At 71.4% G+C, this 12,393-nt stretch carries 11 protein-coding genes; all 11 read left to right on the plus strand.

Annotation, left to right across the window (positions count from 1 at the left end):
* Positions 1 to 207: 207 nt before the first annotated feature.
* The 11 genes from aroC (at position 208) to carB (ending at position 12,389) form a co-directional block, all read left to right on the plus strand.
* On the plus strand, positions 208 to 1,458 hold the full coding sequence (gene aroC / locus QL985_RS07405) for a chorismate synthase (RefSeq protein ID WP_259921633.1): 1,251 nt from the start codon (positions 208 to 210) through the stop codon (positions 1,456 to 1,458).
* Positions 1,455 to 2,012 (plus strand): shikimate kinase, encoded by a 558-nt coding sequence (locus tag QL985_RS07410; RefSeq protein ID WP_059281854.1) that lies wholly within the window; start codon positions 1,455 to 1,457, stop codon positions 2,010 to 2,012. The genes aroC and QL985_RS07410 overlap by 4 nt, the downstream gene beginning before the upstream one ends.
* On the plus strand, positions 2,009 to 3,094 hold the full coding sequence (gene aroB, locus QL985_RS07415) for a 3-dehydroquinate synthase (RefSeq protein ID WP_259897383.1): 1,086 nt from the start codon (positions 2,009 to 2,011) through the stop codon (positions 3,092 to 3,094). The genes QL985_RS07410 and aroB overlap by 4 nt, the downstream gene beginning before the upstream one ends.
* A gap of 121 nt (positions 3,095 to 3,215) precedes the next feature.
* On the plus strand, positions 3,216 to 3,779 hold the full coding sequence (gene efp / locus QL985_RS07420) for an elongation factor P (protein WP_059281856.1): 564 nt from the start codon (positions 3,216 to 3,218) through the stop codon (positions 3,777 to 3,779).
* On the plus strand, positions 3,776 to 4,192 hold the full coding sequence (gene nusB, locus QL985_RS07425; protein ID WP_019309281.1) for a transcription antitermination factor NusB: 417 nt from the start codon (positions 3,776 to 3,778) through the stop codon (positions 4,190 to 4,192). The genes efp and nusB overlap by 4 nt, the downstream gene beginning before the upstream one ends.
* Positions 4,193 to 4,302: 110 nt before the next feature.
* A complete protein-coding gene (gene pyrR, locus QL985_RS07430) occupies positions 4,303 to 4,986 on the plus strand; it encodes a bifunctional pyr operon transcriptional regulator/uracil phosphoribosyltransferase PyrR (RefSeq protein WP_059281857.1) in 684 nt (227 codons plus the stop codon).
* A complete protein-coding gene (locus tag QL985_RS07435) occupies positions 4,983 to 5,966 on the plus strand; it encodes an aspartate carbamoyltransferase catalytic subunit (RefSeq protein WP_259921630.1) in 984 nt (327 codons plus the stop codon). Before pyrR ends, QL985_RS07435 begins: the two co-directional genes overlap by 4 nt.
* A gap of 7 nt (positions 5,967 to 5,973) precedes the next feature.
* Positions 5,974 to 7,284: a dihydroorotase gene (locus QL985_RS07440; RefSeq protein ID WP_259921627.1), complete on the plus strand. Its 1,311-nt coding sequence runs from the start codon at positions 5,974 to 5,976 to the stop codon at positions 7,282 to 7,284.
* Between the two features lie 33 nt (positions 7,285 to 7,317).
* Positions 7,318 to 7,812 (plus strand): hypothetical protein, encoded by a 495-nt coding sequence (locus QL985_RS07445; protein WP_059281859.1) that lies wholly within the window; start codon positions 7,318 to 7,320, stop codon positions 7,810 to 7,812.
* A 72-nt stretch (positions 7,813 to 7,884) separates the two neighbouring features.
* Entirely contained in the window at positions 7,885 to 9,069 is a 1,185-nt protein-coding gene (gene carA / locus QL985_RS07450; RefSeq protein ID WP_121566468.1) for a glutamine-hydrolyzing carbamoyl-phosphate synthase small subunit, read from the plus strand.
* A complete protein-coding gene (carB, locus tag QL985_RS07455) occupies positions 9,069 to 12,389 on the plus strand; it encodes a carbamoyl-phosphate synthase large subunit (protein WP_039101142.1) in 3,321 nt (1,106 codons plus the stop codon). The genes carA and carB overlap by 1 nt, the downstream gene beginning before the upstream one ends.
* Positions 12,390 to 12,393: the final 4 nt, after the last annotated feature.

Genomic DNA, 12,393 nt, shown 5'->3' on the forward strand with positions numbered 1-12,393 from the left:
AGAGCTGGCCAGCGCCGGAGCCCGGACGAGCGGCTCCACCTGAGCCGCAGAACGCAGAGTCGGGCAGCGCCGGTGCCCGGCAGGTGCCGGACGCGCAGTGCTCGGGACCTCTCGGAGGGTTCCACGGGTTCTCCTCCGATCTTTCGACCGCCGGATTGAAGACCACCGGGGGATCCGCCGGATCCCCCTCGAGGACTGGAGACTTGGATGTTGCGTTGGCTCACGGCCGGGGAGTCCCACGGCGAGGCGCTCGTGGGGATCGTCGAGGGCGTGCCCGCCGGTGTGGAACTGACCACCGGGATGGTCCAGGACGCCCTGGCCCGCCGCCGTCTGGGCTACGGCCGCGGGGCGCGCATGAAGTTCGAGCAGGACCGCGTGCGTGTTCTGGGCGGTGTGCGCCACGGCGTCACCCAGGGCGGCCCGGTGGCCATCGAGATCGCCAACACGGAGTGGCCCAAGTGGCAGGACGTGATGAGCTCCGATCCCGTGGACCCGCAGGTCCTGGAGGGCCGCGCCCGCAACGCGCCGCTCACCCGGCCGCGCCCGGGGCACGCGGATCTCACGGGCATGCAGAAGTACGGCTTCGACGAGGCCCGCCCGGTGCTGGAGCGCGCCTCGGCCCGTGAGACCGCCACCCGGGTGGCGGTCGGCCTGGTGGCCTCGCAGGTGCTCGCCGCACTGGGCATCCGGCTGGTCTCCCACACCACGGCCATTGCGGACGTGCGCGTGCCGGACGGTGCGCCGCTGCCCGGCCCCGGGGACGTCGCCGCGCTGGATGCGGATCCGCTGCGCTGCTTCGACGCCGGGACGAGCGAGCGGATGGTCGCCGCGGTGGACGCCGCCCACAAGGCCGGGGAGACCCTGGGCGGGGTCGTCGAGGTTCTGGCCGAGGGCATGCCCCCGGGGCTCGGCTCCTACGTCCACTGGGACCGGCGGCTCGACTCGCGGCTGGCCGGGGCGCTCATGGGCATCCAGGCCATCAAGGGCGTGGAGGTCGGGGACGGCTTCCGCACGGCCGAGCGACCGGGTTCGCAGGCGCACGACGAGACCCTCCGGGCCGACGGCGCGGTGCACCGCGTGAGCAACCGCGCCGGCGGCATAGAGGGCGGGATGTCCACGGGCGACCTGTTGCGCGTGCGGGCGGCCATGAAGCCGATCGCCACGGTGCCCCGCTCGCTGCGCACCGTGGACGTGGCCACGGGCGAACCCGCCCGGGCCCACCACCAGCGCTCGGACGTGTGCGCCGTGCCCGCGGCGGGAGTCGTGGCGGAGGCCATGGTCGCGCTCGTCCTCGCGGAGGCCGCCCTCGAGAAGTTCGGCGGGGACTCCGCCGCCGAGATGGTGCGCAACCGGGACGCCTACCTCGAGGCCATCCCGGAGGCGCTGCGGACCTCGCCCGAGCTCGCGGACCCCGCCGCACTGGCCGCCCTGGACGAGGTGCGCGGGGACCTCTCGTGACACGGGCGCCCCTGCCCGTGGTGCTGATCGGGCCCATGGCGGCGGGGAAGTCCCGGGTGGCGCGGTGCCTGGCAGGGCGCTACGGCATGGCGCACGCGGACTCGGACCAGGTCATCGAGGCGCGCCACGGTGCCATTGCGAGGCTGTTCCGAGAGCGGGGCGAGGCGGAGTTCCGCCGCCTCGAGGCGGCGGTCGTGGCGGAGCTGCTGGACGATCCCCGCTACGCCGAGGGCGTGATCTCCCTGGGCGGCGGCGCACCCATGTCCCCGCTCGTGCAGCCGCTGCTCGAGGGCCGGACGGTCGCGTACCTGGACGTGGACCTGGCCACGGTGCGCCCCCGCATCCGGGGCGGCGCGTCACGCCCGCTGCTGCAGCCGGACCCCGAGACCCGCTGGAGCCAGATCATGGCCGAGCGCCGTGAGACGTTCGAGCGGCTCGCCACGATCACCCTGGACGCCCGCGCGCCGCGCTCGGCGTCCCAGATCGCCCACGACCTGCACACCGCCCTGGGCGCCGCCGCGCGCTCCGAGCCAGGAAAGGACCACACCGCATGAACGAGACCGTGATCCCCGTCCGAGGGGACACCCCCGAGAACCAGTACGACGTCCTGGTGGGCCACGGTCTGCTGGGCCGCGTCCCCGAGCTGCTGGGGGAGCGCGTCAAGAAGGTGCTCATCATCCACCCCCGCGCGCTGCGCGCCACCGGCGACGTGGTGCAGGAGGATCTGCGTGCCGCGGGGATCCAGAGCTTCGTGGCCGAGATCCCGGACGCGGAGGAGGGCAAGCGCGTGGAGGTCGCGGCCTTCTGCTGGCAGATCATGGGCCAGTCCGACTTCACGCGCACCGACGCTGTGGTCTCCGTGGGCGGCGGTGCCGTCTCCGACCTCGCGGGCTTCGTGGCCGCCACGTGGCTGCGGGGTGTGCGGGTGGTGCACCTGCCCACCACGCTGCTGGGCATGGTGGACGCGGCCGTGGGCGGCAAGACCGGGATCAACACCGCCGAGGGCAAGAACCTGGTGGGTTCCTTCCACCCGCCGGCCGCCGTGGTGTGCGACCTCGACTCCCTGGCCACCCTGCCCGAGAACGAGCTGCTCACGGGCATGGCCGAGGTGGTCAAGTGCGGGTTCATCGCGGACCCGCAGATCCTCACCCTGATCCAGGAGCACCCCGCCGAGGTCCGGGACAGCTCCTCCGCCGTGGTGCGAGAGCTCGTGGAGCGCAGCGTGCGCGTCAAGGCGGACGTGGTCTCCACGGACCTGCGCGAGTCCGGGCGGCGCGAGCACCTGAACTACGGCCACACCCTGGGCCACGCGATCGAGCACAACGAGCGCTACCAGTGGCGCCACGGCGCGGCCGTGTCCGTGGGCATGGTCTTCGCGGCGGAGCTCGGCCGGGCCGCGGGCAGCCTGTCCGACGACGCCGTGGTCCTGCACCGCGAGATCCTCACCTCCCTGGGCCTGCCGGTCTCGTACCGCGCCGACCAGTGGCCCCGGCTGCTGGAGGTCATGAAGCGGGACAAGAAGACCCGCGGCAACCTGCTGCGCTTCGTGGTCCTGGACCGGATCGGCGCCCCCCGGACCATGGAGGTCCCGGACCCCGCCATCCTGTTCGCGTGCTACCAGGAGATCGCCGACTGACACGAGGGGCCCATGCGGCGCCCGCACCCCCGCACCGGGGGATCGGGCCGCACGCGGTAGACTGGTCCGGCTCCACGAGCCGGACCCAGTGCGGCGACGTACCCGACGAGAAAGTGACACCGTGGCAACCAGCAACGACATCAAGAACGGCACCATCCTCAAGCTCGACGGCAACCTCTGGCAGACCATCGAGTTCCAGCACGTCAAGCCCGGCAAGGGTGGCGCGTTCGTGCGCACCAAGCTGCGCAACGTGACCAGCGGCAAGGTGGTGGACAAGACGTTCAATGCCGGTGCCAAGATCGAGACCGCCACGGTGGACCGCAGCGAGTACCAGTACCTGTACCAGGACGGCGACGACTACGTCTTCATGGACAACTCCACGTACGACCAGATCACCGTGCCTGGCGTGGTGGTCGGGGACGCCGCCCACTTCATGCTCGAGAACCAGAACGTGACTGTGGCCATCCACGAGGGTGCGCCGCTGTACATCGAGATGCCGCCGTCGGTGGTGCTGGAGATCACCTACACCGAGCCCGGTCTGCAGGGCGACCGCTCCACGGGCGGCACCAAGCCCGCCACCGTGGAGACCGGCTACCAGATCCAGGTCCCGCTGTTCCTCGAGCAGGGCACCAAGGTCAAGGTGGACACCCGCACCGGTGACTACCTGGGACGCGTCAACGAGTGAGCGGCGCACGGAGCAAGGCGCGGGTGCGCGCCGTCGAGATCCTCTTCGAGGCCGAGCAGCGCAACGAGTCCGTGCGCGACGCCCTGGTGCGCCGCCGCGAGAACTCGTCCTCGCCCATCAACCCGTACACCGTGGAGATCCTCGAGGGTGTGGACGAGCGCCGCGAGGACATCGACGAGTTCCTGGAGACCTACTCCCAGGGCTGGGCGCTCGGGCGCATGCCCGCGGTGGACCGCAACGCCCTGCGCGTGGGCGCGTGGGAGCTGCTCTACAACGCGGAGATCCCGGACGGCGTGGCCGTCGCGGAGGCCGTGGCCGTCACCCGAGAGCTCTCCACCGACGACTCTCCCCGGTTCGTCAACGGGCTGCTGGGGCGGCTGCAGAAGGTCAAGCCCTCCTTGCTGGACGACTGAGACGATGCCCCGGTTCGTGGTTCCCACGGGCCGGGGTTTCGCGTGTGGTAGCTTCAGGACCGATCGCACCCTTTAAATTCCGTCCCGTGAGGCGGGGAAGGAGGCGGCACGTGAGCGTGCCCGAACACGCCGAGAGCGCACCGGAGGCCACCACCTCCCGCGTGATCCTCTCGACATCCGACATCGACCGGGCCCTGTCCCGGATCGCCCACGAGATCCTGGAGTCCAACAGGGGCCCCGAGGACCTCGTGCTCCTGGGCATCGCCCGCCGCGGCTACCCGCTCGCGCAGCGCCTGGCGGCCCGGCTGGAGAAGATCGACCCCGGCTTCCACGCCGCCACCTCGACCGGTCAGCTGGACATCACCATGTACCGGGACGACCTGCGCAGGAACCCCGCCCGCACCCCGCAGCCCACGCTGATCCCGGACGCCGGGATCGACGGGCGCACCGTGGTGCTCGTGGACGACGTCCTGTGCTCGGGGCGCACCATCCGCGCGGCCCTCGACGCCCTCGTGGACCTCGGCCGCCCCACGGTGGTGCGGCTCGCGGTCCTGGTGGACCGCGGCCACCGCGAGCTGCCCATCCGCGCGGACCACGTGGGCAAGAACCTCCCCACGTCCTCCCGCGAGAAGGTGCGCGTGCTGCTGCGCGAGACCGACCCCGGATCCCGGGACGCGGGCCACGAGGACTGCGTGGTCATCGATGCGCCGGTGGCCTCGGATGCCGACGTCGCCCGCGCACCCGGGCGTACGGCGTCGTCGCCCGTGCCGGGACGGGCGGGTGAGCCCGCGTGAAGCACCTGCTGAGCACCACCGACCTGTCGTACGCGGATGCCGTGCGGATCCTGGACACCGCGGACCAGATGGCCGCCGTGTCCTCCCGCGAGGTCAAGAAGCTGCCCGCTCTGCGCGGGCGCACCGTGGTGAACCTGTTCTTCGAGGACTCCACCCGCACGCGGATCTCCTTCGAGACCGCCGCGAAGCGGCTCAGTGCGGACGTGATCAACTTCTCCGCCAAGGGCTCCTCGGTGTCCAAGGGCGAGTCGCTGAAGGACACCGCCCAGACGCTGATGGCCATGAGCGCGGACGCGGTGGTGATCCGCCACGGCTCCTCGGGTGCCCCGCAGCAGCTCGCGGACTCCGGGTGGATCGACGCCGCCGTGGTCAACGCCGGGGACGGCAAGCACGCGCACCCCACCCAGGCCCTGCTGGACGCCATGACCCTGCGCCGGGTCCGCTCGCGCGCCACGGGGGTGGCGAGCACCGGCATGGACCTGGAGGGCATGCACGTGGTGATCGTGGGGGACGTGCTGCACTCCCGCGTGGCCCGCTCCAACGTGTGGCTGCTGACCACCCTGGGCGCGCGTGTCACCCTGGTGGCCCCGCCCACCCTGGTGCCCGTGGCCACGGACACGTGGCCGTGCGAGATCAGCTACGACCTGGACGCCGTGCTGGCCGAGGCACCGGACGCCGTGATGATGTTGCGGCTGCAGCGCGAGCGGATGAACGCGGCGTTCTTCCCGAGCGAGGCCGAGTACACGCGAGGCTGGGGGCTCACCGCCCAGCGCGTGCACCGCCTCGAGACCATGGGGGCACCCACCGTGTTCATGCACCCCGGGCCCATGAACCGCGGGCTGGAGATCTCCTCCGAGGCCGCCGACTCCCCGCGCTCCACCGTGCTGGAGCAGGTGGCCAACGGCGTGTCCGTGCGCATGGCCGTCCTCTTCCTGCTGCTCTCCGGTGACGAGAGCGCCCCGAACCCGAGCGAGAACTGAGGTCCTCATGAGCTGCCACCTGATCAGCAACGCCCGCCCCGAGGGCGGTGACCCCGCGGACCTGTTCGTCGTGGACGGGCGGATCGCCGCCGTGGGCGCCCCCGGTTCCCTGGACGTCCCCGCGGACGCCGAGGTCCTCGACGCCTCCGGGCTCATCGCCCTGCCGGGCCTCGTGGACATGCACACCCACTTGCGGGAGCCGGGCCGGGAGGACGCCGAGACCGTGGAGTCCGGCACCCGGGCCGCGGCCCGGGGCGGGTACACGGCGGTCTTCGCGATGGCCAACTCGAACCCCGTGGCGGACACCGCCGGCGTGGTCGAGCAGGTCTGGCAGCTGGGCCGGGACGCCGGCTGGGCGGACGTGCACCCGGTGGGCGCGGTGACCGTGGGGCTGGAGGGCGAGCAGCTGTCCGAGATCCGCGCGATGGCGGAGTCCCGCGCCGGGGTGCGGATGTTCTCCGACGACGGCAAGTGCGTGCACGACCCCGTCCTGATGCGCCGGGCCCTGGAGTACGTCAAGGCCTTCGACGGCATCATCGCCCAGCACGCCCAGGAGCCCCGCCTGACCGAGGGCGCCCAGATGAACGAGGGCACCGTGTCCGCGGACCTCGGGCTCACCGGCTGGCCCGCCGTCGCGGAGGAGGCGGTCATCGCCCGCGACGTCCTGCTGGCCCAGCACGTGGACTCCCGGCTGCACATCTGCCACCTCTCCACGGCCGGGTCCGTGGAGATCGTGCGGTGGGCCAAGGAGCGCGGTGTGACCGTGACCGCCGAGGCCACCCCGCACCACCTGCTGCTCACCGACGAGCTGGTGCGCACGTTCGACCCCGTCTACAAGGTCAACCCGCCGCTGCGCACGGACGAGGACGTCCAGGCCCTGCGCCGCGCGGTGGCCGAGGGGACGATCGACGTGATCGGCACGGACCACGCCCCGCACACCACGGAGGACAAGGAGTGCGAGTGGAGCTGCGCGGCCCACGGCATGACGGGACTGGAGACCGCCCTGGCCGTGGTCCAGCACGCCCTCGTGGACACCGGGATGATCGGGTGGGAGCGGGTCGCGCAGATCATGTCCCGCCGCCCCGCGCAGATCCTCGGCCTCACGGACCAGGGCCAGGATCTCGCCCCCGGTTCCGTGGCCAACATCGTGCTGTGGGACCCCGCCGGCGCCACCCCCGTGGACCCGGCGCACCACGCCTCCAAGGCGCGCAACAGCCCGTACCGGGGGATGACCCTCCCGGGCGGGGTGCGCGCCACCTTCTACCGCGGCCACCCCGTGGTCCGTGACGGTGAGCTGACCACCCCCGTGGCCCGCTGATCCGCACCGTCCTCCCTGAAAGGTTGTCTCCCCATGTCGGACAAGCTCGTCCCCACCCTGCTCACCCTGGTCATCGTGGTGGTGCTCTTCGCCCTGATCTGGTGGGGCTGGCGGGGCCGTGTGCGGCGCCAGTCCGACGTCGCCGAGGTGACGCCCGCACCCCGGGACCTGATGAGCCGGGCCACCACACGGGTGGACGGGATGTACGTGGTCACCACCTACACCGACCAGCCGCTCGAGCGCATTGCGCGCCACGGCCTGGGGGTGCGCACGAACGCCGAGGCCGTGGTGGCCCCGGACGGCGTGTTCATCAACCGCCAGGGCGCCCCGGACGTGTTCATCCCGCGCCGCGACCTGCGCGCCGTGTCCACCACCTCCGGGATGGTGGGCAAGTTCGTGGAGCGTGACGGGCTCGTGGTGTTCACCTGGGACCTCGGGGACACGCGCGTGGACACCGGCTTCCGCGCCCGCACGGGCGAGGGGTCGCACGAACTGGAGGACGCGGCGTCGGCCCTGCTGAACGCCTGAGAACCCCGCACCGGCGCCGCCCCACGGCGGCACCGGCTCGAGACCACACCTGCTGAACGAAAGGAGTTCGCCATGAACTCACCACGCAACGCACCGGCCGTGATGGTGCTGGAGGACGGCAGCGCCTTCGAGGGCCGCGCCTGGGGTGCTCCCGGCACGGCGTTCGGGGAGGCCGTCTTCGCCACCGGCATGACCGGCTACCAGGAGACCCTCACCGACCCCTCCTACGCGGGTCAGATCGTCATCCAGACCGCACCCCACATCGGCAACACCGGAATCAACACCGAGGACATGGAGTCCCGGCGGATCTGGGTCAACGGCTTCGTGGTGCGCGACCCCGCGCGCCGCCCCTCCAACTGGCGCAGCGAGCGCACGCTGGACGAGGAGCTCGCCGCACAGGGCGTCACCGGCATCCAGGGCGTGGACACGCGCGCCCTCACGCGCCACCTGCGGGACAAGGGTGCGATGCGCGCCGGGATCTTCGCCGGCGACGACGCCGCACGGCCCGTCCCCGAGCTCGTGCGGCTGGTCTCGGAGCAGCCCGCGATGGCCGGTCGGGCGCTCGCCGAGCAGGTCAGCACGGACGAGTCCTACACGGTGGAGCCCGCCGAGCACGGCTGGGACGCACCCGTGAAGCACACGGTCGCCGCCGTGGACCTGGGCATCAAGTCCATGACCCCGCAGCGGCTGGCCGAGCGCGGCGTGCGCGTGCACGTGGTGCCCGCGGCCACGACCTTCGAGCAGCTGCGCGAGCTGGGCCCGGACGGCGTGTTCTTCTCCAACGGCCCGGGGGACCCCGCCACCGCGGAGGACCAGGTCGAGCTGCTGCGCGAGGTCCTGGACGCCCGCATCCCGTTCTTCGGGATCTGCTTCGGCAACCAGCTGCTGGGCCGTGCGCTGGGCTTCGGGACCTACAAGCTCACCTTCGGCCACCGGGGCATCAACCAGCCCGTCAAGGACCTGGCCACCGGCACCGTGGAGATCACCTCCCAGAACCACGGCTTCGCGGTGGACGCGCCGGTGGGGGAGACCGTGACCGCACCCGAGCAGCGCTACGGGCGTGTCTCGGTGTCCCACGTGGGGCTCAACGACAACGTGGTGGAGGGCCTGCGCTGCGAGGACATCCCCGCGTTCTCCGTGCAGTACCACCCAGAGGCCGCCGCGGGGCCCCACGACTCCGCGTACCTCTTCGACCGTTTTGTGGACATGATGGACCGGGCCTCCCAGGGCTCCGGCTCGGAAGCAGGAGACAACTGATGCCCCGCAGGAAAGACCTCAACAGCGTCCTGGTGATCGGCTCCGGGCCCATCGTGATCGGGCAGGCCGCCGAGTTCGACTACTCCGGCACCCAGGCCCTGCGCGTGCTCAAGGACGAGGGGCTGCGCGTCATCCTGGTGAACTCCAACCCGGCCACCATCATGACCGACCCCGAGTTCGCGGACGCCACCTACGTGGAGCCCATCACCCCGGAGACGGTCGAGAAGATCATCGCCAAGGAACGGCCCGACGCCGTCCTGCCCACCCTGGGCGGGCAGACCGCCCTGAACACCGCGCTCGCCCTGGACGCCAACGGCGCCCTGGAGAAGTACGGCGTGGAGCTCATCGGCGCGGACGTGGACGCCATCAACCTGGGCGAGGACCGTGAGGCGTTCAAGGGCGTCGTCGAGCGCTGCGGCGCCGAGTCCGCGCGTTCCGTGATCGTGCACTCCATGGACGAGGCGCTCGCCGCCGCCGAGCAGCTGGGCTACCCCATGGTGGTGCGCCCGTCCTTCACCATGGGCGGGCTCGGTTCCGGGCTCGCGTACAACGAGACGGACCTGCACCGCATCGCGGGCGCCGGCATCCAGTACTCGCCCACCTCGGAGGTGCTCCTGGAGGAGTCCATCCTGGGGTGGAAGGAGTACGAGCTGGAGATGATGCGCGACGCCAACGACAACGTGGTGGTCGTGTGCTCGATCGAGAACGTGGACCCCGTGGGCGTGCACACCGGTGACTCCGTGACGGTGGCCCCGGCGCTGACCCTCACCGACCGCGAGTACCAGCGCATGCGCGACATCGCGATCGCCGTGATCCGCGAGGTGGGTGTGGACACCGGCGGGTGCAACATCCAGTTCGCCGTGGAGCCGTCCACCGGGCGCATCGTGGTGATCGAGATGAACCCCCGCGTGTCCCGCTCCTCGGCACTCGCGTCCAAGGCCACGGGCTTCCCGATCGCCAAGATCGCCACCAAGCTCTCCCTGGGCTACACGCTGGACGAGATCCCCAACGACATCACCCGCAAGACCCCGGCGAGCTTCGAGCCCACGCTGGACTACGTGGTGGTCAAGGTCCCGCGCTTCGCGTTCGAGAAGTTCCCGGCGGCGGACCCCACGCTGACCACCACCATGAAGTCGGTGGGCGAGGCCATGGCGATCGGGCGCAACTTCACGGAGGCGCTGCAGAAGGCCATGCGCTCGCTCGAGCAGAAGGGGTCCTCCTTCAGCTTCGCGCGCCCGGCCGTGGAGCCCGGCCCCAACACGGTGGCCCGGCTGGTCTCCAGGACCGAGGAGACCACAACCGAGCGGCTGCGCAACGTGCAGCGCGCGCTGCTGGCCGGCGCCACGGTGGAGCAGGTCTTCGAGGCCACGTCCATCGACCCGTGGTTCCTGGACCAGATCCAGCTGCTCAACGAGACCGCGGACATGATCCGTGAGGACCCGGACCTGCACCCGGAGACCCTGCGCGAGGCCAAGCGCCACGGCTTCTCGGACGCCCAGATCGGGGAGCTCGTGCATCTGGACGAGTCCGTGGTGCGCGGCGTGCGCCACGCCCTGAACATCCGCCCGGTCTACAAGACGGTGGATACGTGCGCCGCGGAGTTCGAGGCGTTCACCCCGTACCACTACTCCTCGTACGACCAGCAGACGGAGGTGGCCCCGCACGAGAAGCCCTCGGTGATGATCCTGGGCTCCGGTCCCAACCGGATCGGTCAGGGCATCGAGTTCGACTACTCGTGCGTGCACGCCTCCATGGTGCTGCGCGAGGCCGGGTACGAGACCGTGATGGTCAACTGCAACCCGGAGACCGTGTCCACGGACTACGACATCTCCACGCGGCTGTACTTCGAGCCGCTGACCTTCGAGGACGTCATGGAGGTCGTGGAGGCCGAGCGCCGTTCCGGCGGACTGCTGGGCGTGTTCGTGCAGCTGGGCGGTCAGACCCCGCTCAAGCTCGCGGCGGACCTCAAGGCCGCGGGGGTGCCGATCCTCGGCACGAGCCCCGAGGCCATCGACCTCGCGGAGGACCGCGGGGAGTTCGCCCGCGTGCTCACGGAAGCCGGTCTGCGCCAGCCCAAGAACGGCACGGCGTACGACTTCGAGGAGGCCAGCCGGATCGCCCACGAGATCGGCTACCCCGTGCTCGTGCGCCCCTCGTACGTGCTGGGTGGCCGCGGGATGGAGATCGTCTACGACGAGGCCTCCCTGAAGACCTACCTGGAGAACGCGACGGAGGTCAGCCCCAGCCGTCCCGCGCTGATCGACAAGTTCCTCGAGGACGCCATCGAGATCGACGTGGACGCGCTGTTCGACGGCCGCGACTGCTACGTGGGCGGGATCATGGAGCACATCGAGGAGGCCGGGATCCACTCCGGCGACTCCGCGTGCGTGCTGCCGCCCATCACGCTCGCCCCGGACGTGGTCGAACGCGTCCGCGCGGCCACCGAGGCCATTGCCCGCGGCGTGGGCGTGAAGGGTCTGATCAACCTGCAGTTCGCGCTCGCCTCGGACGTGCTGTACGTGATCGAGGCCAACCCGCGCGCCTCGCGCACGGTGCCGTTCGTCTCCAAGGCCACGGGCGTGCAGATGGCCAAGGCCGCCGCGCTGATCGGCACGGGGCGCACGGTGGCGCAGCTGCGCGCCGAGGGTGTGCTGCCCGCGGACCACGACGGCACCACGCTGCCCGAGGGCACGCCCACGGCGGTCAAGGAGGTCGTGCTGCCGTTCGCCCGGTTCCGCACGCCGGAGGGCACCGTGGTGGACTCGCTTCTCGGTCCCGAGATGCGCTCCACGGGCGAGGTCATGGGCGTGGACAAGTACTTCGACACCGCGTTCGCCAAGGCGCAGGCCGCCGCGGGCGGTCCGCTGCCCACCTCGGGATCCCTGTTCGTCTCGGTGGCGAATAAGGACAAGCGCTCCGCGGTGATCCCGGTCAAGATGTTCGCGGACCTGGGCTTCGAGATCGTCTCCACGGGCGGCACCGCGCAGGTGCTGCGCCGCAACGGCATCGAGTCCACGGTGGTGGCCAAGATCGCGGACGCCGAGGGCGACGAGCCCACAGTGGCGGACCTGATCACGGACGGGAAGATCGACCTGATCTTCAACACCCCCTCCGGCGGCCAGGCGGCGCGCGGGGACGGCTACCAGATCCGCGCGGCGGCCACCTCGGTGGGTGTCCCCATGATGACCACGGTCTCGGAGCTCGGTGCCGCGCTGCAGGCCATCACCGCGCAGCGGCAGTACTCGTGGTCCGTGACCTCCCTGCAGGAGCACGAGCAGACCCTGCGTGAGCGTGCCGCCCAGGGGGCCTCCCGTGACTGAGCCC

Origin of the sequence: Kocuria sp. APC 4018 (assembly GCF_030407675.1) — a bacterium.
In the GTDB taxonomy this organism is placed as follows: domain Bacteria; phylum Actinomycetota; class Actinomycetes; order Actinomycetales; family Micrococcaceae; genus Kocuria; species Kocuria rhizophila.